The 26,008-nt window shown below is 55.3% G+C and carries 20 protein-coding genes and 4 pseudogenes; 6 read left to right on the plus strand and 18 right to left on the minus strand.

The window, feature by feature from the left end:
- Nucleotides 1-50 precede the first annotated feature (50 nt).
- From ACXHXG_RS20275 to ACXHXG_RS20285, 3 genes are all read right to left on the minus strand, one after another.
- Nucleotides 51-839 (minus strand): ATP-binding cassette domain-containing protein, encoded by a 789-nt coding sequence (locus tag ACXHXG_RS20275; protein WP_457900460.1) that lies wholly within the window; start codon nt 837-839, stop codon nt 51-53.
- Nucleotides 839-1,960 (minus strand): ABC transporter permease, encoded by a 1,122-nt coding sequence (locus ACXHXG_RS20280; RefSeq protein WP_457900461.1) that lies wholly within the window; start codon nt 1,958-1,960, stop codon nt 839-841. The genes ACXHXG_RS20275 and ACXHXG_RS20280 overlap by 1 nt, the downstream gene beginning before the upstream one ends.
- Before the next feature lie 117 nt (nt 1,961-2,077).
- Complete coding sequence (locus ACXHXG_RS20285; protein ID WP_457900462.1) at nt 2,078-3,031, minus strand: sugar ABC transporter substrate-binding protein; 954 nt, start codon at nt 3,029-3,031, stop codon at nt 2,078-2,080.
- Nucleotides 3,032-3,211: 180 nt separating this feature from the next.
- Here ACXHXG_RS20285 and ACXHXG_RS20290 point away from each other — a divergent pair, with 180 nt between their 5' ends.
- The gene (locus ACXHXG_RS20290; RefSeq protein ID WP_457900463.1) at nt 3,212-4,207 is read left to right on the plus strand and encodes a LacI family DNA-binding transcriptional regulator; all 996 of its coding nucleotides are present in this window, start codon (nt 3,212-3,214) and stop codon (nt 4,205-4,207) included.
- A 577-nt stretch (nt 4,208-4,784) separates the two neighbouring features.
- On the opposite strand, the gene ACXHXG_RS20295 is transcribed toward ACXHXG_RS20290, so the two are convergent.
- Nucleotides 4,785-5,198 (minus strand): winged helix-turn-helix transcriptional regulator, encoded by a 414-nt coding sequence (locus ACXHXG_RS20295; RefSeq protein ID WP_457900464.1) that lies wholly within the window; start codon nt 5,196-5,198, stop codon nt 4,785-4,787.
- Between the two features lie 63 nt (nt 5,199-5,261).
- On the opposite strand from ACXHXG_RS20295, the gene ACXHXG_RS20300 reads away from it, so the two are divergent.
- Nucleotides 5,262-5,672, plus strand: coding sequence for a DoxX family protein (locus ACXHXG_RS20300; RefSeq protein ID WP_457900465.1), 411 nt, complete (start codon nt 5,262-5,264; stop codon nt 5,670-5,672).
- A 386-nt stretch (nt 5,673-6,058) separates the two neighbouring features.
- Complete coding sequence (locus ACXHXG_RS20305) at nt 6,059-7,069, plus strand: AraC family transcriptional regulator (RefSeq protein WP_457900466.1); 1,011 nt, start codon at nt 6,059-6,061, stop codon at nt 7,067-7,069.
- A gap of 298 nt (nt 7,070-7,367) precedes the next feature.
- On the opposite strand, the pseudogene ACXHXG_RS20310 reads toward ACXHXG_RS20305, so the two are convergent.
- The 6 genes and pseudogenes from ACXHXG_RS20310 to ACXHXG_RS20335 form a co-directional block, all read right to left on the minus strand.
- Nucleotides 7,368-8,041 (minus strand): annotated as a pseudogene (locus ACXHXG_RS20310) (methyl-accepting chemotaxis protein); the annotation flags it as partial.
- On the minus strand, nt 8,002-8,271 hold the full coding sequence (locus ACXHXG_RS20315) for a hypothetical protein (protein WP_457900467.1): 270 nt from the start codon (nt 8,269-8,271) through the stop codon (nt 8,002-8,004). The gene ACXHXG_RS20315 and the pseudogene ACXHXG_RS20310, both read right to left, overlap by 40 nt.
- Nucleotides 8,268-9,692: a methyl-accepting chemotaxis protein gene (locus ACXHXG_RS20320; protein ID WP_457900468.1), complete on the minus strand. Its 1,425-nt coding sequence runs from the start codon at nt 9,690-9,692 to the stop codon at nt 8,268-8,270. The genes ACXHXG_RS20315 and ACXHXG_RS20320 overlap by 4 nt, the downstream gene beginning before the upstream one ends.
- A 445-nt stretch (nt 9,693-10,137) precedes the next feature.
- A complete protein-coding gene (locus ACXHXG_RS20325) occupies nt 10,138-11,340 on the minus strand; it encodes an aminotransferase class V-fold PLP-dependent enzyme (protein ID WP_457900469.1) in 1,203 nt (400 codons plus the stop codon).
- 1,022 nt (nt 11,341-12,362) lie between these two features.
- Nucleotides 12,363-12,704 carry a hypothetical protein gene (locus tag ACXHXG_RS20330; RefSeq protein ID WP_457900470.1) on the minus strand — a complete coding sequence of 114 codons (342 nt, stop codon included), beginning with the start codon at nt 12,702-12,704 and terminating at the stop codon, nt 12,363-12,365.
- A 592-nt stretch (nt 12,705-13,296) separates the two neighbouring features.
- Entirely contained in the window at nt 13,297-13,872 is a 576-nt protein-coding gene (locus tag ACXHXG_RS20335) for a TetR/AcrR family transcriptional regulator (RefSeq protein WP_457900471.1), read from the minus strand.
- A gap of 215 nt (nt 13,873-14,087) precedes the next feature.
- On the opposite strand from ACXHXG_RS20335, the gene ACXHXG_RS20340 reads away from it, so the two are divergent.
- A complete protein-coding gene (locus ACXHXG_RS20340; protein ID WP_457900472.1) occupies nt 14,088-14,942 on the plus strand; it encodes an MBL fold metallo-hydrolase in 855 nt (284 codons plus the stop codon).
- Between the two features lie 536 nt (nt 14,943-15,478).
- On the plus strand, nt 15,479-16,087 hold the full coding sequence (locus ACXHXG_RS20345; protein ID WP_457900473.1) for a DUF2026 family protein: 609 nt from the start codon (nt 15,479-15,481) through the stop codon (nt 16,085-16,087).
- Nucleotides 16,088-16,150: 63 nt separating this feature from the next.
- On the opposite strand, the gene ACXHXG_RS20350 is transcribed toward ACXHXG_RS20345, so the two are convergent.
- From ACXHXG_RS20350 to ACXHXG_RS20365, 4 genes are all read right to left on the minus strand, one after another.
- Nucleotides 16,151-17,611: an HlyD family type I secretion periplasmic adaptor subunit gene (locus ACXHXG_RS20350; protein ID WP_457900474.1), complete on the minus strand. Its 1,461-nt coding sequence runs from the start codon at nt 17,609-17,611 to the stop codon at nt 16,151-16,153.
- Nucleotides 17,608-19,785, minus strand: coding sequence for a type I secretion system permease/ATPase (locus ACXHXG_RS20355; protein WP_457900475.1), 2,178 nt, complete (start codon nt 19,783-19,785; stop codon nt 17,608-17,610). The genes ACXHXG_RS20350 and ACXHXG_RS20355 overlap by 4 nt, the downstream gene beginning before the upstream one ends.
- A 63-nt stretch (nt 19,786-19,848) precedes the next feature.
- Complete coding sequence (locus ACXHXG_RS20360; protein ID WP_457900476.1) at nt 19,849-22,449, minus strand: Tle-like phospholipase domain-containing protein; 2,601 nt, start codon at nt 22,447-22,449, stop codon at nt 19,849-19,851.
- Nucleotides 22,449-23,153 (minus strand): hypothetical protein, encoded by a 705-nt coding sequence (locus ACXHXG_RS20365; RefSeq protein WP_457900477.1) that lies wholly within the window; start codon nt 23,151-23,153, stop codon nt 22,449-22,451. Before ACXHXG_RS20365 ends, ACXHXG_RS20360 begins: the two co-directional genes overlap by 1 nt.
- Before the next feature lie 1,225 nt (nt 23,154-24,378).
- On the opposite strand from ACXHXG_RS20365, the pseudogene ACXHXG_RS20370 reads away from it, so the two are divergent.
- A pseudogene (locus ACXHXG_RS20370) lies at nt 24,379-24,594 on the plus strand (flagellin); the annotation flags it as partial.
- On the opposite strand, the gene ACXHXG_RS20375 reads toward ACXHXG_RS20370, so the two are convergent.
- The 4 genes and pseudogenes from ACXHXG_RS20375 to ACXHXG_RS20390 form a co-directional block, all read right to left on the minus strand.
- Nucleotides 24,578-24,958, minus strand: a complete 381-nt coding sequence (locus ACXHXG_RS20375; RefSeq protein ID WP_457900478.1) for a recombinase family protein — start codon at nt 24,956-24,958, stop codon at nt 24,578-24,580. The pseudogene ACXHXG_RS20370 and the gene ACXHXG_RS20375 overlap by 17 nt on opposite strands.
- A gap of 8 nt (nt 24,959-24,966) precedes the next feature.
- Entirely contained in the window at nt 24,967-25,224 is a 258-nt protein-coding gene (locus ACXHXG_RS20380) for a hypothetical protein (RefSeq protein ID WP_457900479.1), read from the minus strand.
- Between the two features lie 91 nt (nt 25,225-25,315).
- Nucleotides 25,316-25,618: pseudogene (locus ACXHXG_RS20385) on the minus strand (ATP-binding protein); the annotation flags it as partial.
- Nucleotides 25,619-25,639: 21 nt separating this feature from the next.
- Nucleotides 25,640-25,821: pseudogene (locus tag ACXHXG_RS20390) on the minus strand (IS21 family transposase); the annotation flags it as partial.
- Between the last annotated feature and the right edge of the window lie 187 nt (nt 25,822-26,008).

Raw genomic sequence — 26,008 nt, forward strand, 5'->3', positions numbered from 1 at the left:
GGCCCGGCGCCATCGCGCCGAACCGTGGCTGCGCTTTCGAAAAAGCCCTCTCAGATCGTTCCGCCAAGTTCCTCGGAGATGGACTGAAGCTCCTTGCCGCCGGCCATCAGATTCTGAAGGCCCTCGAGATTGATCTCGGCCTTTGCGAAAGTTCCGAGCGTCTTGCCACGATTCAACGCTGTGAACCTGTTGCCGACCGCATAGGCATGGCGGACATTGTGGGTTATGAAAATCACGCCCAATCCGTTGTTGCGCACCTGGTCGATGTACTTCAGCACCATCGAGGTCTGCGCGACGCCGAGAGCCGACGTCGGCTCGTCGAGAATCAGCACCTTCGCTCCGAAATAGACGGCGCGGGCGATCGCGACGCACTGGCGTTCGCCGCCCGACAGGGTGCCGACCGCCTGTTCGGGTTCGCGGACGTCGATGCCGATCTTTCGCATCTCCTCGCTCGTGACCCGATTGGCGAACTCCAGGTCCATGTATTTGAATGGACCGAACCCTTTGAGCGGCTCGCGTCCCATGAAGAAGTTCCGCGTGACGGACATCAGCGGGATCATGGCGAGATCCTGATAGACGGTCGCAATGCCAGCATCCAGGGCACCGCGCGGACCGTTGAAGGCATGCGGCTTGCCTTCGACAAGGAAGTCTCCGGACGTCGGCCTGAACACGCCCGACAGGGTGTTGATCAGGGTCGACTTGCCCGCACCGTTGTCTCCGAGTAGGCAGAGCACCTCCCCGGCGTTGACACTCAACGAGACGCCGTTGAGTGCAATGATCGAACCGAAGTGCTTCACGAGGTTCTTTACCTCGATGAGTGGCGTCTGGGTCGTGCTCATCAGCGTTCTCCCGTCACGCGCTTGCGAATGATATTGTTGAAGATCACCGCGGTCAGTAGCATGCCGCCGAGGAAGACGAGGTACCAATCCTGGTCGATTGACGTGTAGGTCAGGCCGATCAGCACCACGCCGAAGACGATAGAGCCGAAGAACGCGCCGATCGCCGAACCGTAGCCGCCCGTCAGCAGACATCCGCCGATGACAGCAGCGATGATCGCCTCGAACTCCTTCTGGAAGCCGCGACGGGCGTCTGTCGAACCGGCATCGAGAACAGTGAGGATCGCAACGAGGGTGGCGCACATGGCGGTCACGATGAACAGTGTCGTCTTGACGCGGGCGACGGGGACGCCGGACTTGCGGGCGGCCTTCGGGTCGCCACCGGACGCGAAAATCCAGTTGCCGAAGCGCGTGCGCAGGAGAACCCAGGTGGCGAGAAGAGCGATGAAGATGAACCAGAGAATTTCAACGGGAATACCGGCGACCTTCGGCGCTCCGCTCGGGAAGGTCTCGATGATGCCGCGACTGCCGAGCCAGGAGAACAGGCCGGTGAAGGCGTCGCCGGAGAAGAGAGGTGCGAGCGGGCTGTCGGCCGCAGCTTCCTTCATGCCACGCAGCTGCGTGGCACCGCCGCTTGCCCATTTCAAGCCGACAAGTGTCAGGCCGCGAAGGATAAACAGGAATGCGAGCGTCACGATGAAGGACGGCAGTCCGGTACGCATCGTGAGCTGGGCGTTGATCGTGCCGATGACCGCCGCGAATGCCAGCGCGATTAGGATTGCCAAGCTGAGCGGAAGATGAAGGACGACCAGAGCCGTGCCGAACACAAGTCCCGCGAATGCCACCATGGAGCCGATCGACAGGTCGAACTCGCCGCCGATCATCAGTAGCGCCGCGCCGATCGCAAGGATTCCGAGCTGTGCGGCTGGGGCCATGAAGTTGACGACACCCGCAAGCGTGAACATGGCAGGATTTGCAGTGAAAAAGAAAAATATCGTGACGAGCACAAGTCCGGCTACGGCGCCGAGTTCCGGGCGCCGCGCTAGCGCGGTCATGGTTGAAACCTTCTTCAGCCGCTCGTCGGAGCGGGTCGAAGCCCCGTTCTGTTCGTTGGCCAGCGTCATGGTCGTACCTCAGAAATATTTCGTTTGCGTGCAACGGCGCTCCGGTCAACCGTGACGGGATCGAAACGCGGGCGATGGAGGCAGCTCCCGCACGTGCGGGAGCTGCTGCGGGTCCGCTTAGCGGATGCCCCGGGAGGATTTTTCGATGACCGACGCGGCGGTATCCTTTTCGACGAAGCTCGGACCCGATGGGACGTTGCCTGCCGGGATCGTGCCGTAACGGGCGTAGAGCGCGAGGAAGGTCACGGGCAGATAGCCCTGTAGGTAGGGCTGCTGGTCGACGGCGAACAGCGCCTTGCCGTCGGCGACTGCCTTTAGAAAGCCGGCCGAAAGGTCGTAGGAAGCAACCTTGACTTTGTCGCCGGCGCCCATCTTCTCGACGACCGCAACCGCGCGTTCACCGACGAGCGGAGCAGACAGGCCGAGAACGACATCGATCGACGGATCGGAGGTCAGTGCAGCCTGAATCTTGGACTCGATTTCTGCCGGATCAGCAGTCGTCGGCAGGACCGTGACCTTGCCGCCTTCGAAGCCCTTCTCCGTACCTGCGCAGCGCTGGTCGAGCGCGGCGTTGCCGACTTCTTGGTTGACGCAGAGAACATGTTTCAGGCCGAGCGACTTCAGCTTCTGGCCGACCTTGATGCCTGCGGGGGTTTCGTCCTGGCCGACGTGCAGCTTAATACCGAGTTTCTCGGCGGCGGAAATGCCCGAATTCATGGAGATCACCGGAATACCCGCGGCCACGGCCTTTTCGATCGCCGGACCGAGCGCGTCCGGATCCGGATTGGAGATGACGATGCCGGCTGGGTGCTGATTTACGGCGGCTTCGATAAGCTGCGCCATGGCGACCATATCGAAGGTTTCCGGGGCGCGGTAGTCGAGGTGGACGTTGCTGTCTTTGGCCGCCTGCATCATGCCGTTCTTGACGATCGACCAGAACGGATCGGATGCCTGACCGTGTGTTACGGCGATTATGCTTGGCTGTTCCTCCGCCTTCACACCTACCGACCAAGATGCTGCAATACCGACAGCGATGGCGCACGAAGCAAGCTTCTTGATAAATGACTTCATTTCTTTCTCCTCCAAGCCGATCCAACTCCCATGGATGGCGAAAACGAATGCTACCGGGTGCATTTGCAATTGCTACCGGGTGCAAGCAGGTGCATCATATGATGGAATGAGTTAAAAGCAAGCAATCATTTCATCGAAATCGCAAATTGGAATGTTTGTTCCATTTTCTTCGGAGGCGTAATGCGCAAGCGAGCAACAGCGAAACAGGTGGCAGAAGCCGCAGGGGTATCGAAGTGGACGGTCATACGTGCGTTCACGCCCGGCGCATCCATCACCGAGGAGAGCAAGCGCAGAGTTCTCGAAGCCGCCGAACACTTGAACTACTCGCCCAATCTCCTTGCGCGCAGCCTTGCCACGAATTCGACGCATCAAGTTGCCGTGTTTGTCGACGACTTCGCGAACCCGCAGAAGTTGCCTTTTCTTGAAACGCTGACCGAGCGGCTTCAGGCCGAAGGTTTTGTCGCGATGCTGGTCAACATCAACAGCCATTTTGATCATATCCACGCCCTGCTCAACGCCAGCCAGAGGCAGGTCGATGCCGTTATCCTGTTCGGTACCGCCTTCCGCGACGAGACGCTGAACGATCGGCGCCTAGGCCGGGGAACCGCGCCGATGTTCGTCCTGGCGAGGGACAGCCAGATCGATGGTGTTCCTGCTGTCGTGTGCGATGCGGAACAGGCCCTGAAGGAGATGGTCGATTATCTCTATGACAAGGGTTACCGACGTCCTGGTTTTATGGCTGGAGCGCGTGCTCTTTCCACCGCCCTCAAGAGACGGCATTTTTTCACGGAGTTCTGGAGGCAGAAAGGCGTGACGGAAATCGTCGACATCGCCGCAGATCGGTACAGCGCGGCATCGGGAGCTGACACCGTCCGTAGATATATTCGCGAGAGCGATCCGAGCCAGCGGATCGACGTGCTCATGTGCGAGAATGACATTCTGGCGATCGGCGCGATAGATGAATTGCGCGGAAGCTTCGATCTGCGAATCCCTGAAGATGTCGCCGTGGTGGGGTTCGACAATTATGAGCTGGGAGGCGCATCCGCATACGGGCTGACGACATACGAGCAGCCGAAAGACGAAATGGTTGGGGCCATCGTGTCAATGGTAACCGGGAGAAGAGAGCCTGAGACAATGACTTTTCCGGGAAGGCTTGTCGTTCGGAAATCCGCCTAGCCACACCATGGTTACCGCCTACCGCGCGGGCAACCTCCCCACTTGCCGGCGCAGATTGCGCCGACCATGTCGCCGAAGAACTCATCGAACAACCCCAAGCACCAGAAAATACAGCGGGTTCATCGATATCGGACGACGGAAATAGTATGGGCAATGGTCTCACGGCCTGCGACATCGCCATCTGTGGTCAGGTCCAGCCAGCTCGGCCGAGACATGCGGCGCGCCGGGGTGGACAAGAGGCGACCCAGTCGCACGATGCGCCCCCGTCGGCACGCGAGAGTCGCTTTCCCGTGTGGGATAGGCCTTCGGAGAGCCTATCAATCCAGGTGCAGCCGTTCCATGGTCAGCATCACCTCGACGACGGACGCATCCTCCAGGAACGGTGCGGTGATGGGGCCGAGTGCCGTACACAGACTGCGCGCGCCGCTTTTCAAACTTGGCCGATGGTCATGTGAAGCGAGTCATCTCATCCCGATCTCTTCGGGGGAGAAGTCCGACAGTACGCCATACGTACTCAGTTTTAAAAGAGCGATTAGCAAAAACAGGAGAATGGCGGTGCCGTTCCCAGAACGGCAATTCAGGCGCTCTTTTTTGTATCGAACGCAAGCTGGGCGGCCTTGATGGTGGACTGATGAGCCATGGCCCACTTTCCTAAAGCCTCGACGGGCGCGCGCAAAGAGTGTCCGAGTGGCGTCAATTCATAGTCGACACGCGGAGGAATCGTTGGAAATACGGTCCGGGTAACGAGACCGTCCCGTTCCAATCCTCGTAGCGTAAGCGTAAGCATGTGTTGGGAAATACCAGCCACACCGCGCTTGAGTTGGCTAAACCGCCGTGGCCCATCACGCAACAACATGACGACAAGCACACTCCATTTATCGCCGACGCGCGCAAGCACTTCGTTAATGCCCGCGCATTCCGCTGGATGATGTGGAATGTCCCCAATGGTCATATCGGTCTGACTTAGTACAGAAATTTTGCCTTCTTGCATGCTCATCTCGGTCAGTTATTTTGCCTTGGATAAAGATCCATACCATCTAACTGGAAGTAAGTCATGACGCAAATTTCGAACTACCCGGCCTCGAACCGAGGCTCCAATATCACTGCCTGGATCCTTCAGATTTTATTGGCTCTCGCATTTTTTGCCGCCGCGGGAGCAAAATTGGCCTCGGTGCCGATGATGGTTGACGATTTTCAGCAAATAGGTCTCGGCCAGACTTTCCGATACGTCACGGCAATCGTGGAGATTATCGGTGCTGTTGCTTTATTGGCACCGCGTATGAGCGCCTTTGGCGCACTGTGGCTGGCCGCCACAATGTTTGGCGCTACAATGGCGCACTTGTTCCGGTTGCATACATCGCCGGCGCCGGCTCTTGTTTTATTCGCGCTTTGCCTTGTTGTTGCTTGGGTTCGCCGCGAACAGGTCGCACAGATGCTCGGGCATTTGCGCGGCTCAGGAAAGTAAGAAATGCCGAATGATTGAACTTCATCCCTTTACGAAGCTTCGTGCGGTTGGTCGCGGTTGGCTAAATGCGGCCCCTGACTTTGTCGACCGATTTTCGCGCTGGATCCGGAGATTCATTCGGCCCATTGGCCGCGTACAACAACGCTGGAATGGTACCGCAATTCTCCTCCCGGCGCATCCAGCTAACAAAGTCGAAATAGTCACTTTCGCCCACGATGGCGCGCCGAACACAAAAATTGGCTGGAAATGAAGGTTGTGCCTGAGCCGAACAGGCTCAGGCGACAAGCGCCAGCGGTGTGTCGTTGGGCAGATCAAAGCCACCGTGGACATGAACGAGACCCCAAAACGTGCGCTGAATGCGGCGGCCGATCAATATAGGAATGTGCATGCCGGAAAACAGCAAGCGGTTTTCTCTTAACTCCAAAGGCTCATCATTCGATGGAATGGTTGAAGCCCTGACTGGCGCCTTTGGCTCCTTCAACGCAGAACCTGTCGACAGATATTCAGACTTTCGCTGGAGCATAGATATCGCGACGTGTGAGCCAGCGGCCCTCATCACCGGATATCATGAGCATCCGTTTCAGTTTCAGGTTAATGCAACAGAGAATACCACCGAATACTTGTCGATCGTCTGTCCCCGGCGCGGCGGGATGGGAGTGCAGCGTGGCTCTTCAATGGCGGACGCCGGCCCCAAGAGCATGCTGATCTACAACAGCCTGGAAGCAGATTTTGTAAAGTTGCAGGGCCAGTCGAGTCTTATCGATGAACTTCTTGTTGATTGGAGGATCGTCCAGAAAACAATCGCCGAAACTTTTGATCGGGCCCCGAAGCGCTCCCTTGAGTTGCTCGCGCAGCTCGATGTTTCAACACCGGCCGGGCAGGCAATTGCAAATCTCGCAGAGTTCATGATTGTTAGCATGCGCAACAACGGTCCACTGACGCAATGTCCCTTGGCTATGGCGCGAGTAACGCAGGCGTTGGCCGACTTGGTAGTGCGTCTGGTGCCTCACCGATTGACTTTTCTTCTCGAGAAGAAGCCATCAGCAATCGTTCCCTGGCATGTCCGCCGGGCGATTGATTTCATGTACGCAAACATTCATTTGCCGATCACAATACCGACGATTGCCGAAGCAGTCGGTGTATCCGTGAGAACACTTGAGATTGGTTTTCGTGCCTTTAAGGAGACTACGCCCAATGCCTATCTCCAGTTGCTGCGGCTTCGGGCTGCGCGAGAAGATCTGCTTAAGGCCGATTATAACCAAACCATCAAGACGATTTGTCTGAAATGGGGGTTTGTTCACTTTGGGCGATTTTCTGCCGTCTACAAAGCCAACTATGGCGAAAGCCCTTCCGAAACGAGGAAACGAACACTTCATCCTTCGGGCGGTGATTTATGATCACCTGAATGCGTGGCAGGCGGCGAAAGATTACCGAAATGTCACGCAGATTTAGTTCGAACCGTTCGGCTGAAGAATCAGCCGAACGGTTCGAACGGCTATTCCACCAGTTTCGGGATTTCGACAAGTCTCGGCCGCCCATGTAATGACCGATGGATTTGAGCGCTCATCGCCTCGAGTTCATTGGTGAGAAGAAAAATTTGATGTCGCAGTTTCTCCAGTTCGGACATCGGCCATGAGGCAGAATCAAACTCACCCTTCGCAGGAGCGATCGTGGGGAAAGGGTCTCGGTTTTTCATCAAAACTCGCTCCATTCAGTTGCAACTGCCGCTGTTCCATCAAATGCCCGCGCAATTCGATTGCCCAGTGCTCGTGCGGGAGAAGCCACAGGCCGTGCCTCTTCAACGAGCGCCGGCTTCTGTGAGATTTCGTTTCCGATGGCAAACTGGCGAAGAAGATGGAACAACTCGTCTGCCTCCTTAGCCAGGCCATGCGCCACCGCTGCGGCTTGCTCAACCATGGCCGCTTTTGTTGTGTTCCCTGGTCCATTGTGTTCACTGCGGTGTTGATTTCCTTTAGACCGGTCGCCTGTTCTTTCGACGCCTGAACGATGGCACCAACGTTGCCGTCGACCAACTGGACCTGCGCCACGATTTCTTCCAAAGCCTTGCCTGTTTCACCGACGAGACTTACGCCGTTTTTCACATGATCGTTTGAGTTGTTGATCAGCGCCTTGATTTCCTTTGCAGCCTTGGCGGACCGCTGCGCCAGTTCTCGGACTTCCTGGGCAACAACAGCGAAGCCCTTGCCTGCCTCACCAGCGCGCGCTGCCTCGACACCTGCGTTGAGAGCCAGGAGGTTCGTCTGAAAGGCGATCTCATCGATAACGCCAATGATGTTGCCAATCTCAACGGCAGAGGCTTCGATCTTGCTCATGGCTTTAACGGCATCCCGAACAACACGTCCGGAACGCAATTACGTTCCCTAGCTTCATCCTCTAGTCTCTGGCGCTCGACAATTGCCCTTTTGGCCTCGGCGTCTGCTTCACGCGCGGCCTTCGCGGAAATCGCATCCCGCACACCCGCAACCGCACGCGCCGATTTCCCAATTTCATCGCTGCGTGTCTCCAGGCGGGGATCACCAGCGATATCCGATTTCCGCATCAGATGCGTGCGCGTCGACTGGCGCCGTTCGCTGTTCACGCGGCTCTTCTGTCAGCGCGCTCGTTGCGTTCGAGGGAGATTCGGAAATGCGCAACCAAGCGACGAAGACCACTCATTTGAGCCATCATCGTTCGTGTCGCACCGTCGGTTTTCTCCGCCATTTCCGCGTTCTTTTGCGTAATCTGGTCCACGTTGTTAACGGCGTTGCCGATCTCCGAAATTCCTGTCGATTGCTCCCGCGATGAGACGGCGAAGGTGGTGCTGTGTGTGGAAATTTCGCTAATCCGGCCGGCAATCGTTGTCAGTGCGGAGCCTGTCTTGCCTACGAGCGACACGCCTCTTGCGACCTGATGCGATGAGTTGTTCACGAGCGACTTGATTTCCTTGGCAGCCCTCGCGGACCGCTGTGCCAATTCGCGCACCTCCTGCGCAACGACCGCGAAACCTTTCCCTGCCTCGCCCGCACGTGCTGCCTCGACACCAGCATTGAGCGCGAGGAGGTTGGTTTGGAAGGCGATCTCGTCAATTACCCCGATGATCTGGCCGATCTGATCGGAAGCTCCCCTAATTGCGGCCATCGCATCGATAGCCTCCTTTACAACGCCAGAGGATTGCTCCGCCCATGTCTTGGCGTCGGCCGTGATGTCGACCATCTCGGCGGCACTCTCGGCCGACCCCTTGACTGTCGCGGTCAATTCCCGTAGGGCGGACGAAGTCTCCTCGATGGCGCTGGCCTGTTGTTCTGCACGACTGCGTAACTCCGCCGCCGAACGGTTCAAAATTCCAGTTTCAGTGGCCATCTCCTCGACGGCTACTGAAATCTGGCGGATACTTGCTTCCAACTTCGTGGCCATCTCGTTAAAGTCCTGTTTCAGTCTTCCGGTCTTCAGTGGCAGATTCGTAATTCTGAAAGTGAGGTCACCGGCGGCAAGTGCCGCAAGGGCCTGACCGATCGTTTCAATCGTCTGTCGGTCCTCGTTGGCTATGCGCTCAGCAGCCTGTGCGGCAATGACTTCTTCATGCACATCGGCTAGCGAGCCGCAACTCACAACCGTTTGCCCGCCGGAAAGTACACGGCTGCCGCCGGTATTGCGGAACCATCGATAATTTCCGTCTTTCATTCTTAGCCGGTAGGTTGTGCGAAACCTCCCGTCGCCGGTCGGATGAGCCAAATTATCAGCATAATCCCCGAACACGCGTGATATATCGTCAGGGTGAATGCGTTCTGAAAAGGATTCGAGTCGGTTGGGAAATTCCGCTTCCATGTCTGCCCCGACCAGACGGCGTACCTCAGACGACCAGATGACGGTGTTGTCGCCTGCTTGATGATCGTCGACCCTGCTCGTAGCATGCCAAAGGCCAATACCGCAGACCTCTTCCATTAAGGCCGTGCGCTCCTTTAGGGCGACGAGTTCATCAATGACATTCCCATTTGTTTTGCGGCTTAAAAGTCTTAACATAAAATAAGTCTCCGCGTTTCTTTTTCTTGTAAATCAAAGATGAACCTTCCAATTGGTTAACGTGGCGCGCTCTACTTTTCCTTCCCATAGTTGAGTGCGGAATTGGGATATTTTCTTCGCTGAGTTATAAGGATGGCGACTCCGTCGCAATAACCTGGCGTGATCTATTGTGCGCATGACAAATGCTGTCGCGTATGAAGGATTGCATGTGGAACGCTTGCACCGGGCGAGCGCGCAGAGTGACAGTGACCCTGAAGACCGTTATCTCTTGATAATGTAAGACTCGTCAGCGCTTTCGGCATTTGCGCTAACGAACGTTGCAGAGATGCTCCGACGGCCACCGGCGCTCCGGAACGGTGGTCCTCGACAATAATCAACGTGGTCGGTGCGAGCCGCCACCTCCAAAATAAGGTCGATCGCTGCTGATGGTAGGCAATCGCCCTTTCTATAGAGCGGATTGGACTGCCGAAGTGCCCAACGCATCGCGCAGCGCACTAACGAAAATGTCCAGATCGCTCTTCACCATATAAACGTGCGGGGAAACCCGTAGCCCCTCGATATCCTGGACCTTGCGATATTTCACATGGACGCGATATTTCTCCCGGAGGTCGCTCTCAAGCCTTCTCATATCCATGCCGTCGACGGAAAACAGGCCTATCGCACCCAACTCGTGTGTGTCGAGAGGGGTATGAAGCCTGAAACCTGGGATGTTGCGAGCATGCCCGATCCAGTATCGGGTGAGTTCGCGTAGTCTCGCATGTATCCTGGCTGCTCCAATCTCCTTATGGAGCTGGATAGCCGGTGCAATTCCACTCTGAATCGCCGAGTTATACGTGCCGAGGTTCCAGTGATCGAACTTGTCTATGCCAACAGCGGGTTGGTCGAAGGGCGCGAGCAATGGCCAGGTTTGGTCGATCCTTCGCCGGTTGACGATGAGCATCCCGTTGCCGACCGGCGCTCCCAGCCATTTGTGGAGGCTGGTGATGAAGAAGTCGCAGTCGAGTTCGCGAAAGCTGACCGGCATCTGGGCGAATGTCTGGGCGCCGTCGACGAGGGTAATGATATTTCGCTCACGCGCTAGATCGCAGAGGCGCTTGATGGGGAGAACACGTCCGTTCCAATGATACATATGCGTCAGCTGCAGCACGCGGGTGCGCGGCGTCATCAGTTTGACATAGGCTTCCACAACATCGTTATCGTCGTCCAGCAGATCGAAAGCGCAATTGAAGACCTCGATACCGTCGCGCTGGACCCGTTGAAACCATCCCTCGCGGACGCTCGGGTAGTCCCAGTCCGAAATAATCACCTGGTCACCTTTATCAAGCGGTATTCCGAAGATCGCGGTGGAAAGACCTTCCGATGAATTCCGGTTGAGGGCGATTTCGTCAGGCGAACAATCGATCAGTTCCGCCAGTTCGCGCTTTATACCAGGCAGCGCTGTATCGAGCTTGCTCCACATATTGTAATCGGGATTGCGGCTGATGAAGCGATAGGCGTCGATCATCGCTTCTTGGACCACCAGCGGCGGCGGGCTTACTGCCGCATTGTTCAAATTCAGAAGCGGTTGCTGTACGGGGTATTGATCGCGAACGCGCTTCCATGCGTCCTCACCTGCGCTTGCGGGCGCTGGATCTGCCATAATACTCATTCGATGAGGTCCCTCTACGTTCGCGCTTCCATGCTAGACCAACCCAACAGAGTGATCTGCCTATATCGCCTGCCGGTCGGAACTTGATGATAAAAACGGGCGCTTACGCGAAACAACGTGCGGTCCACCCTTTGAATAGAAGCCGACCATTCCTCACGATTGAGGTCAGGATTATTGGCTCGGGTTGTCTTTGAGAGCCGATAGATAGTGGTCTTGTCCTTGGACGCCGGACGATGCCTTCCGCTCTACCCGCGCGGCCAGATAAGAGCGAAAGGTGATTGTAAGCTGCTTTTCGGCTTCCCCACCGTCGGGGGGCCAAACTCTGTGGCAAAAACGGAATCGTCCCGAAAAGCGCCGCGGTCAATGTTTGGCAACCAGGCTCGGATCGGCAAGCGGCTGTCGCCGTGCACTCCGCCGCGCCGCCGTCGGGTTGCTGTTCGACGTGAGAACGGGGTGGCCATAGCCCGCAGGCAATTCCTCCGCCTGTTCGAAAAAAGCGAGATAGGCCGCCAACAATTACTACGATGCGTGTGTGTCGAAGGTGTCTAACCACCGGAAGTACCTGAAAGACGCATGAAATGTCGAACGAACAGTTGCCTCGGTGTGAAGCAAGTCAATAGCTGAAAGGTACTTCATTAAATCTGATGTCCTTGATTTGGAGACAACTATTGGCAAATTGGGCGGCAAGGTCGCTGGCATCACCGCATTAACTCAGGAATGGGACTGGAGACAGTAAAGCTGTTCGCGAAGGCGCAAAAACGTCATTACCGGCCAAAATAACGCGCGATGCTCGAATGGAAATTACCGTGAACATCGTTTCAATCGGCAAAAACCGCATCTTAATTCAGCCGCGCGACGATTGTACAAGGCAAGGGCTGCCTGTTAACGGGTGCGTAGAGGAGAGAGGGCCGAACCACTCGTCGCGATCTCGACAAATGTGACAAATGGTGGCGGCTGCCAGACATTTACGAGAACAGCGGCAAGATCTCTGTGCAATCGCGAAGCTCAGCTCATAATCCGTTTCATCTACCGGCGCCTCTGATGCTAAGTAAAGGAAGATGAAGCAAAACAGGATCGCGGCATTCGCGCAGAGTACGGGAGAAACGCTCTTGCCTGTGAAATGGATAGTACCAGGAGGCGGGGGCCATCTGGCCTGACAAAAGGAAGGCAACCGGTCTGGTCAGGACGCCAATTAGCACAAAAATCAACATTAGAGTGGTTAAATCACCTTCACTCCCTGCTCCGCTCACGCCGGGCGCGGGGAAGCCTCCTAGCTTCGGGGCACTATATTCAATGAGCAGCAGCGCGGTCACGATCCTGTGCACGGCAAGTCCCGTCTGCGCATGTTTTGAAATCTCCTTCAAAGCAGTCTCCAGTTTCGATTCGTGCGGCCATAAATGCCTGGTCAATTGGCATTCGGATGAGAGTGCGTCTGGCCGTTAACACGGACCAGCCGAACCTTTCGCGCAAATATCGTGCCAAGAACGGGCCGAAACCGAAAGACGGTTACTACACAGGAACGGAAGTTTATGGTGCCTCGAGTGCTCCAGTTACTCGATGAAGGCTAGCGAACAAGGGGCTATTCGATCTTTGACAGCCGCCTAGCCCGTGCTTTTGATGAGGGCGAGACCCCATGTTCTCGAAGAGCGCGCTGAATCCGGTCACACAAGCGCTTGCGATCGAGCTCGAAGGCACCAACATCAAGGTTCACGCTGTCTGCCCGGCCTCACCGCCACGGAGATGAGCGAATATGGCGGCACGGTCGAGGACGCAGCGCGCAAGCCTGTACGGTCGCTTTGGGTCGGACAGCCATATGGGTACATTCTCGAATGCGCAGGATGCGTCGTCCTGGCGATTCGATCCATATCGCCTGCCGCTGATACCAATGACATCGCCGCGCTCGAATAGAACCTCATAGTCACTCAACAGTGTCGTGACTTTGCGACGTGCCGCCGCCTAGCTTCCCGAAACTCCGCTCTGATGTGCGGAGAGATAGGAGCGAAACATGATTGTGAGCTGTTTTTCGGCTTCCCTACCATCGGCGGGGGCCAAAACTCGGTGACAGAAGGCCGGAACCGTTCCAAAAAGTGCCGCGGTCAGCGTTTGAGCAACCAGACCCGGATCGGCAAAGCGAGCATTGCTCGCACTCGACAGTGCTGCTCCAATTGCGGCTGCACTTCGCCGAGCCGCCACGTCGATCAACGCGCGAGCATCGAGTTCCAAGGAGATGCGGTAAAGGGCTGGAGAGAGCTCTGCCTGCGTCATCTGCGCTTGGAGATAGGCCTTCACCACAGCCTCGGCAATCGTCTCCACAGTGGCTTTGAGGTTTTGGTCACATGCCCTCTCGATGGCGGTTGCCAGCACCATGAGGTGCTTCTCCATAACCGCGAAGAGCAAGGCCTGCTTGTTCGGATAATATTGATAGAGAGTCCCGACCGAAACTCCCGCCCGCCGAGCCACGCGCGTGGTGTTCAGACCGATCATACCATCGCTCGACAAAACCTGAATGGTTGCTTCGAAAATGGCATCCACGGTGGCTCTGGATCGGTCCTGACGCGGTGATTTCCGGGGGGTTAGCGATTGTGGCGAGGCGTTTCCCATAAGCGAATCCAAAAGCTGAAAGATTGTTCATATATAACATAGGTTCCCACCGCTCCACGATCAATGCGGTTCACGTCGGGAGCGATCAGTATCAACGGGAGACCAACATGTGTATCGCGTGTTTTATGCAGACTACGCATCAAACAATGGCAGCAAAACTGGGGAGGCCAATTAGTTCGTCAGCCATGGAGGCTTTGATCGACAAGCCTGGGCCGATTGAAGTCGAGACGATCGCCAGCGCGGACTGGGTAGCCAATCTGTCGGGTCTCCTCAATCTGAAGGACCCCAAGGCCGTCCAGGCAGGGCTCAAGGATCGCGAGGAGCCGATCCAGATCTACATGCATCTTCTGCGGCATCCGAGCCGGGGATGTTATATGATCGATACGGGCGTTTCGAAGCGCTTTGTCCAAGATCCCAAGTCGGTTGGGGTCGGATGGACGGTCCGGAACTTCGCGAAACTCGACAAGATGAAAGTTCGGGTCGAACCTTCGGCGGCGGTGAGGTCAAAAGGTGTACCGCTCAAAGGCATCTTGATGACGCATCTTCATCTCGATCATATCTCCGGTATGCCAGACATCCCGACAGACATCCCGTTTTACACGGGCTTTGGCGAGGCCAATACCAAGCAATTTACCAACGTTTTCGTCCAGGGCATGGAAAACCGGTTCTTTGAAGGCAGGCCCGCGATCCAGGAGCTTCAATTTACCAAGGACCCGGATGGGAAATTCGACGGTGTGATCGACGTTTTCGGTGACGAGTCACTCTTTACCATCCTCACTCCCGGACATACCGCAGGCCATATGTCGTTTGTGGCCCGCACTCCTGAAGGTCCGGTTCTTTTGACAGGCGACGCCTGTCATACACGCTGGGGGTGGGACCATGGTGTGGAACCTGGAACCTTCACATTCGACCGGGTAAAGGAACGGAAGAGCCTGCTCGCGTTGAAGGCCTTGAGTGAGCGTCACCCCAATATGGTCGTGAGACTCGGTCATCAAACATAAACATTGTGCGGAGCCATCGCAGTCCCCGCCGTGAAAAAGTGGCGGCGGGGCTCTTGAATGTCCCCTCGAAGTTTCCGTGTCGTTGGTGCTCATCGTCTTCCCGTCAAACTTGGCGTCCGATGTCGCGCTGCTTCCCGGGCTGACGTTGCGCGGACACAGCAAATGGGGGATGAGTTGGGGTACGATTGGAGCGGCGGCAAAACACATTTCATTGATGATTGCAGCCGCGGCGCTGGCAGGCCCGGCTATAGTGCTCCTCCGCTCACTCATTGAGGCCAAGCCTGCAGTTGCCCAACAATTTCGCTTGGTCCATCAGCTTCCAAAGCTGCGTAGCTGATATCGCCGGCTCAGTTTGGCGATACGCTAGTGGTCTGCCATCCGCGCGGCATGATAGCGTGAACGAGAAAACGAGCGGCTTTCGTCCGGTTTCGTCATTGGTTTCTGCTAGGTGATCGCAACGGCGATATGCGTCGTTTACATCGCAGCCGTCCTCACGTAGGGAACTGCTCACATCATGGACCAAGAGGCAAACGGCCGTGCTGATCAAGCAGAGCGACTATCATCGGATCTATAGGGTCATCAACAGCTTGCTGAACAACGAAAACGCCAATCCTGCTGTGGCTTCCATGTATTTCAGCACGTTCGGGGCTTTCATCCTCCAACATCATTACAAGGTCCCGGCGACGCCGAAGGGTGGTCTCGCCGCTTACAATTTTGCAGGAAAACGCATCCTTTTCGCCGATCATCGCGAAGATGGTTACGTCTCCGGCGCTGGTGAAAACTTTCATTGCTGGGTGGAAGCGGATGGCTGGGCAATCGACTTCATGGCTCCAGCCTTTCCCGAAAGTGCGCAGGGTCTGGGAGTGCCTTCAAGGATGTTTCAGCGTCAGCTTTCATCAATGGCTCCGTCTATCAACGATCTCGGCCAATCCGGTGATTTTTTCTATCGCTTCGAGCTCGACGCGATGAGCCGACGATTTGCAGACTGGCGCAAGCATCCGATGATCGGAGATCTTGCAACCGTTGCCGCAAACTGGTTTCGAAAGTCTCCGAAGCAAATGCAGAGTTCAATCACGGTTCGAGATCAGCAGGGCAATACCAAGAACGTTCCGCTTATCGGCAATTCCCTTGCTGGTACGTGGTGATCTTTCAAAAAGTGATAGGAACCCCAAGGGCCGAGAAGCGCCGCTCTCTGTTGAGGACGATTGTCACCGTTCGCGCATGGCTTCTGATTCAACCTCAACAAGTGGCGAGAAAAGGTATTCGAGCAAGCGGCGTTTGCCAGTTTTGATCTCGACAGTCACGGTCATGCCTGGCGTTAAGGGGACTTGTTGACCGTCGGCGCTGATGCTGTTTCGCGACGGAGCAACAATGACTGGATAAACAAGATTTTGGGTCTGCCCGATCGGAGTGATGCTCGTACTCGACTTTGCCAGCTGCGTCGGATCATTTTCTGATATTTGCGCATCCGAGCTAGGAATTGAATCGCGCGCGACGCGGTTTACCGTCCCTTTGATCGTCCCATAGCGTGTGAAAGGGAACGACTCGATCTTGATGATCGCCTCCTGCCCTTCTCGGAGAAATCCGATATCTTTGTTCTCTGCGTAAGCTTCAATCTCCAGCGGAGCATTGTCGGGCACAATCCGCATCAATTGTTGCCCGGTCGTGACGACCTGTCCAACCGTGGTTACCGACAGCGCCTGAACAACACCGTCGATGGGGCTGGTGAGCGTCATATGTTCGATCGTGGCCTGCGCCTTGACCAACTGTTGCGTCTTGTCATCGGCTTGCCGTTCGGCGTCCGCTAGTTTTTGAGCGTTGTCGCTGATAAAGGCTTCGCGTGTTTTTGCCTTTTCTGTCTCGATCGTATCGAGAGACGCCACGATTTGGTTGAGCTGCCCATGATCGGACGCAAATGTCGCTTTTTCGTCCTGCAGACTCTGCAAGGCATCGATTAGTGTCGCCTTGGTCCCTGTGTTGCTTGCGATCAAAGTATTGTGCATATCCACTCTCTCCTGCAACGTTTGGATCAGCTCAGCCTCGGCTTGGGTGGTGGCCTGAAGTTTTTCGAGTTCCGCGAGCCTTTCCATCTTTTGAGACTGCAAACTCTGGACCTCAGCTCGCAAGTTGCGCAAATCGTCTTGGAGAACGCGATCTTCCCGAATGCGGATCACATCTGGAATATCCTTAGGCCACGCAACAACGGGCAGAAGATGGATATCCTCTGACTCAGCCGCGACTATTGCGGCATTTCGACGAAGAATTTCGGCACGACAGGAGGCCAAGCTAGCCGATAGGGCATCGACATCAGCGATGGCAGCCGTTGCATCCAGTTGCACCAGCACATCGCTCGCGCGAACGCGGCTGCCGTTGGCAACATTCATTGAGCGAATTCGGCCGGTTTCGAGCGGTTGGATGACCTTGACCTGACCCGCTGGCCTAATTTTCCCCGTCGCTATCGCGAAAATGTCGATTTGCCCGAAATACCCGAAAGCAAGAGCTGCGCCTGTAAACAGACAGATCATAACGATCAACATCATCTGAACCGGCGAGGCGGGCGTTTCGATGATTTCGAGCGCAGCTGGCAGAAAGGCGTTGTCGGGTCGATGCCGTTGAATACGCAGCTTCGCCGCTCGCTTTACGGTTTTCGGTGAGACGACCTCGTTCACGCCGGTTCCTCCCGGAACTGATCGGTCTGCAATGCCCAGAGATGCGCATAGAGACCTTTTGGTCGGCGAACGAGTTCATCATGTGAACCGACTTCCACTATGCGCCCATCGGCCATGCTGACGATGCGATTGCATGGCCGAACAGCAGCAAGCCGGTGAGCGATAATAATCACAGTCCTGCCCTGCACGATCTTCCTCATGTTGCGGTGAATGACGCGCTCGCTTTCGTAGTCGAGTGCGCTGGTCGCTTCGTCGAGGATCAATATGGGTGGGTTGGTTGCCAGCGCACGCGCAATTGCCAGTCTCTGACGCTGGCCTCCGGAAAGGTTGGCACCGCGCTCCTCGATGACCGTGTCGTATCCATTTGGGAGTTTGTCGATGAATTCGTCGGCGCCCGCCAATTGCGCGACCTGCATCACCAGAGCGCGTGGCATAGTGGGATTCGCGAGCGCGATATTGTCATGAATTGTGCGATTGAAGAGCAGGTTCTCCTGCAGGACGACGCCGATATTCCGCCGCAACCAGGCAGGATCGACCTGTGAGATGTCAGCTCGGTCAACCAGGATCTGACCGTCTTCTGGAAGGTAAAGGCGCTGGATTAGCTTCGTCAGCGTCGACTTTCCCGAGCCCGATGGACCGACGATGCCAATGACCTCCCCAGGCCGTATGGCTAGAGAAATCGATTTCAGGACCTCCGGCGCACCTGGTCGATAACGGAATCCAACGTTGCGAAATTCGATGGCGCCTCTCGGAGGCGGAAGATTGCTGGCGTTGGCTGAAGCAACGCGCTCAACCGCTGTATTGAGAATGTCGCCAAGCCGTTCGACGGAAACTTGGACTTGCTGGAAGTCTTGCCAGAGCTGCGAGAGCCGCAAAACAGGCTGCATGACCTGACCGGTGATCATGTTGAAGGCAATAAGGCCTCCGACAGTGAGATCTCCATCCATCACCGCCCTTGCGCCGAAAAACAATGTGCCAGCGGTGACCAGCTTATTGACATATTGGATCGTGTTCTGGCCGCCGGAAGCGAACATCGAAGCGCTAAATGATGTCTTCACATACGCTGCAAGCTTCTCCTCCCATTGAACCTGCATTGCGGGTTCGACAGCGGCTGCTTTCAGCGTCTGGATGCCAACTATCGTTTCCACCAGAAACTGCTGGCTTTCAGCCCCACGATTGAACTTCGTCTTAATCTTGTCCCGCAGGACTGGCCTGATTAGCAGTGTAATCAAGAGGTAAAGGGGGATTGCAGCCACAACGATAAGGGTGAGCTTCCAGGAGTAGGCCAAAAGCACGGCAATGAAGATGAGCGCGAAAAACAGGTCGAGGGCCGAGAAAAGAGCCTGTCCCGTGATAAACGAGCGGATCGTCTCCAGTTCTCGAACGCGCGCAACTGTCTGACCGGCAGAGCGGATCTCGAAGTAGCCTAAAGGCAGCCGGAGGAGATGACGAAAGAGCCGCTGTCCCAGTTCGACATCGATGCGGTTGGCGGTATGGGACAAAGCGTAGCTTCGCAGGTATTGCAATCCAACATCGAACAAGCCGAGGACGACAAGCCCTCCAGCAAGCACCGCAAGCGTAGAGTATCCCTTGTGGACGACGACCTTGTCGACGATCGCCTGAAAGAACAAGGGCGTCACCAGGGCAAATAGTTGAATGAAAAGCGACGCAAGCAGGACATGGGCTAGCGGTTTCCGGTAGCGCCAGATGGATGGGAGGAACCACCTGAACCCAAATGCCTTCGGATCAATTCCTTCGCCTCCAAAGCGGCGTTGCACTAGAATTATGCTTAGTTCGATCTCTGCCAGCAAAGCTTCGATGGAAATCTCTCTTGCATTTCGGCTTACCGGATCGACCAAGCGGTAATCCCCGGTTGGCGTGATTCCGCCAAAGAGGTTGAAGTGACCGCCCTTGAGCTTCACGACCGCAGGCACGGGAATCGACCGCAATCTTTTTGCGCTTTGCGTGTGAATCAGACGGGCTTTCAAGCCCGCAATGTTTGCGGCGCGGAGGAGTTCGGATTCTCCCGCCGGTTTTTCGCCCAAAGCAAGTTCTTGCGAAAGCTGGATGGGGTCCGCGACGATGCGGTAATAGGCGGCAATAGCGCAAAGTGCGGCGAGTCCGCTGTCAAGAGCACCCACGGTGGGGGGTGGCGCAGGGGATATGTCTTTCATGACGTCCAAGGGGTGTAGGAAGCAGAACCGGCGCTTTCACGCCGGTTCCCGCATTCCACGTTGTCAGGCTGCCTGCATAAAGTCGGAGGCCGTCAATGTCGGCCTATTATAGTCGGTAAGAAGGCTTGAATTGCCGACAATGTTATAGGATGACTGCCAGGTCTCGTCGGAGGATGAAAGGCTGGCCCCGAGTGAGGCCGGTTCAATACCTTCGATCGTTGGCATTCCGTGCGATGTGCCGACTGTCGCAGTCGACCATTCCGACACCGCGAATAGCTCGTCATGCCGCTGTTCTTCAACCTGAGACGAGTTATTGGAAAAGTTAATCCCGAAATCACCAACGTTGAAACCAATAAGCGACAGGCTTCCATCGGCAACCGCGTAGTGGGTCGTCACCGTTCCCGTCTTATTGTCCCATGACTCACGATCATAGTCTTCCGAACTATCCTGTGCGGTCATTGCGGTGAGGGTAAATCTCGTCTGCGGAGCCATCTCTTCTTCGGTGTCCGGATCAAATGACGGATCATACTCGCTTAGGCTGACATCATTGCCTGCCGACTGAAGCCCGTAATATTGGTAGGTAAAGTTGTCTTTCTCTATTGCGTCTGTAAACACCGCCTTGATCCCGGTGCTAGCGTTTGCATCCCCGACCATCTTCAGATGGTTATTTGGATCAACGCGCCGGATCGTGCCGCCGGTCATATTGGGATTATAGTCAGCGTAGTGCGCCTGCCCCGTATCTGTCATTGAAACATATTTGGTCGGGTCGCTGATAATTTGGCCGTTGTATTTGAGGATATCGGTAGCTGTCGGGTTGATAATGACAATCTCATCGTCAAATTGGCCACCAAAACCTGAACCCCATGGGTTCACCAGGTGCGCGTCGAGATAGGCGCTAATCTTCCCGGGATCGAGCGACAAGAAGTTGGTCTGGTCGATATCGCTCATTTGGAGAAGGAAAACGCCGACATTCTTGTCAGTCCCAGCTTCGAAATCAAAGCTGTCGGAACCGCTAGCACCGTAGACGATCGTCAGCGGTGCAAGGTCCGCTGAGTTGAATACGAAGTTTTCGGCGCTGTCGAGTTTCCCTTCCACCATATTCCAGCTGGTGGAGGTGGCGGTGCCCGACATGGTCGAGGAATCAAGCGTCACTGTGCCGCCGTTTTGTTCCAGGACAATGTTATTGCCCGCTGCTATGTCAAATGTGTCTGAGGCTTGGCCGACCATGATATTGGTGCCGCCCCCGCCGATGTACGTCGCGTTGCCATTGGGTGCGCCGATCAAAAGGGCTCCCCCCGCATTGCCGGAATAGGTCAACGCCGAGCTGGTGCCATCGAGTGTGACGCCACCTGCTGTGCCTACCTTGATCTCGGTTATGCCGGAAATCAGATTGCCTCCGGCAGCCCTAAAGAGGCTAGTGAAACCATCCTGATTGGACTCAGCCGGGGTCGGGGTCCCAACAAAACTCATGATCGCATCGATGACAGCTTTTCCAGCTCCCACAATGTTTGGTGCGACGGGAGTTTCCGTTTGGCTCGTCGACCATACGCCCGGCGACAGATCGACGCTGACCACATTGGAAACGCTATCCACCACACCCAGGGCAAGTGCTGCGTCAGTGGACTTCGCCGCAGCGAGTTGGCCAGCGTACTGCACGGCAATGTCGGAAAAATCTCTGTAAATCGCGCCGTCAGCGCTGGGATCGATATTTGCAGAAACAAGGTCGGAGAGATCGCCTGCGTCGTCAAAAAAGGCTTTGATTGCGACATCGCCGAACGGCATGGTCCCTTCGTCGATTGCTGAATAGGCAATCATTTCCTTCAACGCATCGGCGGAAGACGAGCCAGCAACGTTCTTGTATTGATCAACACCCGCTGCAGATGCGACATTGTCATTCCATAACTCGGGAAGCAAATAGGGAGCAATTCCGGCCCATTTTGTAAGGCCGTTATCGCTCGCATAAAGCAACATCGTCGCCAATGCCATGCTATGCAATTGCAAGCCACTAAGGTCGCCGGAATGCGTCTGTGGTTCCAGTACTGTCTCTTGAAGATTTTGTTGTAAGCGATCGAGGTAGTACAGAAACTCGCCGTCTGTATAGTAACCCTTCAGATTGGCTTCGCTAGGCGCCGTCGGTGCAGAGGACCCATAAATGGAATTCGCAACATCAGCGTTATAGTCCGGTCCCGGGAGCGAGGCCGCGTATGCAGCATTTGCGGCTGCCTCAAAGGCCATATTATCGAAAACGACTGTCTTTGCGCCATACAGATCTCCAACCAGCCCTGCCAAACCACCTCCCATAGAGTGACCGGTCAAAGTGATGTTGGAAAGACTTCCCGCCTGGTCCAGTACGGACTTGAATAATTTGATCGCTTCTACTGAGTCCTTCGATGCCGGGTTACCAAGGCCGGTGGCGTAGCCGTTCCAAACGTCGCTGTTGAGGAAACCGGCTATGCTATCTCCGAGAAGATTAGTTGTTCCTCGATATGAAATTGTATAGCTACTCCCGTTTTGATATACGGCCGCGTAGTAGTTCTGGTCTGGAATTGAATCATCCCTGATTTTTGTCCAATTTCCAATGACATTGCCCGTTTTAATTCCGGTTATGCCACTTGCGTCATACGCATTCATTGCAAGAATAGAATCCATTAAATCTGCGTCCATTACAGGTCATTCCTTTCAAGAGAACGAGGATAGTCGGATTGCAATGACTTCGATTGATTGTCTGTTTCTGGATATCGATAATGTGACGTCGATATATTTTCGTTCGACTTCTTTACGACCTCCTGCTTTTTGACCCAGGGAAGTAACTGATCGATCCCCGTTGAAACTGGCTCGTCTGTCAGCTTCACCGATGTGTTCATCAGGCGCACATTTTCCCCCACCAAAGTTCGAAGATTGTCCTGGTTGGCGATGACGGCGCTCTCGGGATCCGCCATATCGGTAAAGTAGATGATTGTAGGAACGTACTCCGGCGGCACGTTCAAAGGCTCACGGGGAAGTTCACTTATTTTTTTAAATGGCGGCAGAGCCCTAAACGCTTGAAACGGCATGTTTCCGGCTCTAAACGAGTGGTCGGCCACGCCAAGTAGAACAAACACATATTTTCCGTTGGAGAACTTGACGGGAATTGCCTGACCTTGAACCGAAATGGTGTACCCGCACATCCCGACACAGGGGATGTTACGGCGTACGGTAATGTGCACTACATTAGAACCGACGACCGGCTTCCCATTCTCGTCGAAGGTTGCCTCAACGCGATAGCTGAATTCATCTTCAGTGGCGGCGATTCTTTGCCACACCGCGAGGCCCGCGATCGCAGCAAGTATCAAGACCGCGACTATAAAGAATTTGTAGAGCCTTTTCATGTGCTTACGTTCTTTCAGTAAAAACGTCTCTCGAGAAAATGAAGGCAAAGGGGCCCGAGACGCCACGAGCAGAAACAGAAATTGTGACTATAAATGCGCGCATGGATTTTACGCTCGCCACCTAACGTCTCGCACTTTGGGCAACGCGCTTAGGGTCGAAGAGCGAACAAGTGACGACAGATTGAATTTTCCAGATGCGTAGTCTCCGAGAGCGTTATTGGCACACGCTCCCATCCACGCCTTGCGGGCAACAGCGGCATCAACTCTACTCCCGGATGGAAAACCGGGATGAAAACTCGGCCGATCGACAATACTGCTGTGGCAGGAAGTGATCGGTTTTAATTGTCTCTAATCCACAATGCCCAGAATGACATAGGTCATAGCTGGTGGGTGGATTGGTAAAATTCCAAGTAAAAATGAGGTACAATTACGCCACTCCCCAACAGAATGTTTAATCGACTTCAATAAGGTAAAGTTGCATTGGCTGAAATGAATTTCTAGGTTCACGATAGTTCGCGGCTTCGCCAGACACCAGTCACGTTTTTGAGGTGCCCTCGAAAATTGTATCCATGATGCGCACCAATAATCCATAACGCGCATAAAAATGCACAACGACAAGTTTTGAAAAATTGCTCCCGTTTCAACATTCACGCTCCTGAGGCTGGGGCCTGATTGCGATTGCAACAGAGCTATCATGAACCGAGACGATATATTGCACTGAACCGTTTGGGTCGGGACCTATATAAGCGTTTCTGTTCCGGGAATACCATTTAAGTATTAGTGATTTCGATACGGCGACACCTAGCTATAGGGTTGAAATCGGGGAAGTTTTCATTGCCCAGACCAGCGCAGGAGACGTACCGGTTGGCAGATCGCCTCGATAAAGGATGACCGTCGCTCTTGCAGCAGCGCCCCGATCGTCGCGCGAGCGTCTCCACGACAAAATGAGCGCAATATCCACTGGATCGAAATCCGGTTCGTCCGCTGCGGCAAGTTTCCGCACTCATTAGGCAAACATCTCCCCTTTCCGTTTCACCACGGGAGCAATTCAAATTTGATCTTTCCCATATCTTCCAGGGGGCCGAAACGTCCGCGACCAAGACGCTCCTGTTATGTTCCGTATTTGCGGAGAGTCATCACGGCCACTGTCGCCACAAGACCGCAGCGTAATATTGCTCCGTTTTTAGGGTGGTTTCCCCCTTCCATTTTGGTGCCTCCATTAACGAAACTGGGCTCTGCCGAGACGCGGATCTCGATGCAACAGGACTTCGCTTCGAAGCTTGGCGACGCGATCGACAGTGGCGTCGGTCGGCTGGTGGATGCCGACATGGAAGAGGTTTCGTCTCGAACGAAAGCCCTGCAAACGCAGCAGCAGCTCGCGATTCAAAGTTTGCAGATTGCGAATTCCGAACCGCAGACCATCATCAGCCTGTTCCAGTAACCGGGTTGCTGCATCCTTGCCCCAGGCGCTCCACTCCTCTGGCAACGGTCCTGGGATGAACAATGTACCGACTGGCGATATCCCGGACAGCGGCCCCCGCACCTAAAGCGTCATGAATTTCCTCGCATTGGGCGTCTGTCAGTACCCGTCGCCTCCCCGGTTGCTTTCCTCGCGCCCTCGCGGCTTCAAGACCTGCGAGGGTGCGTTCGCGGATCAGGGATTTCTCAAACTCCGCGAGCGCCCCGAACTTGTTGCTCTTGTGCCTGCAATTCGGCACGGAATGCATTTTCGGCCACACGTTTGGCTTCTTCCAGCTCGCGCGTCCTTTCAACCACAAGGAGATTGGCTCGTAGCTCGGCGGCATTTGCCGCCTCAAGAGCACGATGACACGCCTTCCTGGCTAAGGCTTCTGCATTTCTCAATCGCACGGCCCAGTGAGCCCGTGAGCAACGTCAGATGCATGATGCTCGCGGCCGCGTAGGATCTAGCAACCCAGGTCGGCAGGGAAAAGATACCATAACGCTGGCTGTTGGTGGCGATCAGACCGGCCCACAGCAATACAAATGCCGCGAGTTTGAGACTATTCTGGGCATCACGCGAGCGGATGAAATCCAACAGGGCAACGATCATAGCGGATGTGGTGAGAACCAAGATCACAGGCCCAGCCTGTTGATTTGCGCTGAGAAGTGACCCGGCATTTGCGCCGAGAATTGACCCGCTTTTATGTATGTTTCGGGTCGGTGGTTGTCATCAAGTTTTTGCTTTTCTCCTTCGTGGTTTTGGGCTCGTGGGCAGAGCTGTTCTTGAACCGGAAACTGTCGTTTCCGGTTTCGAGGATGTGGCAATGATGCGTGAGACGGTCGAGGAGCGCAATAGTCATCTTGGCATCGCCGAAGACGCTGGCCCATTCGCTGAAGCTCAGGTTGGTGGTGATGATAACGCTGGTCCGCTCGTAGAGCTTGCTCAGAAGATGGAAGAGCAGTGCACCACCTGATGCGCTGAATGGCAGGTATCCGAGTTCGTCTCCGTCTTTCTCAGGGTGTCGGTAGCGTTCGACATTGGCTTTTGGTTCATTGGTGAGTGTCAGTGCCTGGGCGCATCTATGGTCGGCGGCATGAAGGATTTGCCGTCGAAAAGGCGATGCAGCAAGTTCAGCACATGCGTCCTGGTCGGAACGCCGGACTTCAGCGCTATGTCGACAGCCGAGAGGACGGCTTGTTCATCGTTGTCAGTACCGGTGCAATACTCCTCATATGTGGAACGGTCCGCGATGCAAGGGGCTTCGTTGATTTTGTAAGGAACGGCTGCGGTCATATGTCCGGCCTTTTAGCGCGGCGTAGTGCCGCTGGCCTTGATGAAGTCCGCGGAGCGAAGGGTCGATCAATAGTACGCACTTTTCGTGCATTGAGGAGTC

Source organism: Rhizobium sp. LEGMi-198b, assembly GCF_054114205.1.

What these genes read in the sequence shown, in the direction of transcription:
- ACXHXG_RS20380 (WP_457900479.1), bottom strand. Translation starts at nt 25,224, where the DNA reads ATGATCGTTGCCCTGTTGGATTTCATCCGCTCGCGTGATGCCCAGAAT.
- ACXHXG_RS20305 (WP_457900466.1), top strand. Translation starts at nt 6,059, where the DNA reads ATGCCGGAAAACAGCAAGCGGTTTTCTCTTAACTCCAAAGGCTCATCA.
- ACXHXG_RS20290 (WP_457900463.1), top strand. Translation starts at nt 3,212, where the DNA reads ATGCGCAAGCGAGCAACAGCGAAACAGGTGGCAGAAGCCGCAGGGGTA.
- ACXHXG_RS20365 (WP_457900477.1), bottom strand. Translation starts at nt 23,153, where the DNA reads ATGAAAAGGCTCTACAAATTCTTTATAGTCGCGGTCTTGATACTTGCT.
- ACXHXG_RS20280 (WP_457900461.1), bottom strand. Translation starts at nt 1,960, where the DNA reads ATGACGCTGGCCAACGAACAGAACGGGGCTTCGACCCGCTCCGACGAG.
- ACXHXG_RS20360 (WP_457900476.1), bottom strand. Translation starts at nt 22,449, where the DNA reads ATGGACGCAGATTTAATGGATTCTATTCTTGCAATGAATGCGTATGAC.
- ACXHXG_RS20340 (WP_457900472.1), top strand. Translation starts at nt 14,088, where the DNA reads ATGGCAGCAAAACTGGGGAGGCCAATTAGTTCGTCAGCCATGGAGGCT.
- ACXHXG_RS20285 (WP_457900462.1), bottom strand. Translation starts at nt 3,031, where the DNA reads ATGAAGTCATTTATCAAGAAGCTTGCTTCGTGCGCCATCGCTGTCGGT.
- ACXHXG_RS20320 (WP_457900468.1), bottom strand. Translation starts at nt 9,692, where the DNA reads ATGTTAAGACTTTTAAGCCGCAAAACAAATGGGAATGTCATTGATGAA.
- ACXHXG_RS20275 (WP_457900460.1), bottom strand. Translation starts at nt 839, where the DNA reads ATGAGCACGACCCAGACGCCACTCATCGAGGTAAAGAACCTCGTGAAG.
- ACXHXG_RS20355 (WP_457900475.1), bottom strand. Translation starts at nt 19,785, where the DNA reads ATGAAAGACATATCCCCTGCGCCACCCCCCACCGTGGGTGCTCTTGAC.
- ACXHXG_RS20300 (WP_457900465.1), top strand. Translation starts at nt 5,262, where the DNA reads ATGACGCAAATTTCGAACTACCCGGCCTCGAACCGAGGCTCCAATATC.
- ACXHXG_RS20375 (WP_457900478.1), bottom strand. Translation starts at nt 24,958, where the DNA reads ATGCCGCCGAGCTACGAGCCAATCTCCTTGTGGTTGAAAGGACGCGCG.
- ACXHXG_RS20295 (WP_457900464.1), bottom strand. Translation starts at nt 5,198, where the DNA reads ATGCAAGAAGGCAAAATTTCTGTACTAAGTCAGACCGATATGACCATT.
- ACXHXG_RS20325 (WP_457900469.1), bottom strand. Translation starts at nt 11,340, where the DNA reads ATGAGTATTATGGCAGATCCAGCGCCCGCAAGCGCAGGTGAGGACGCA.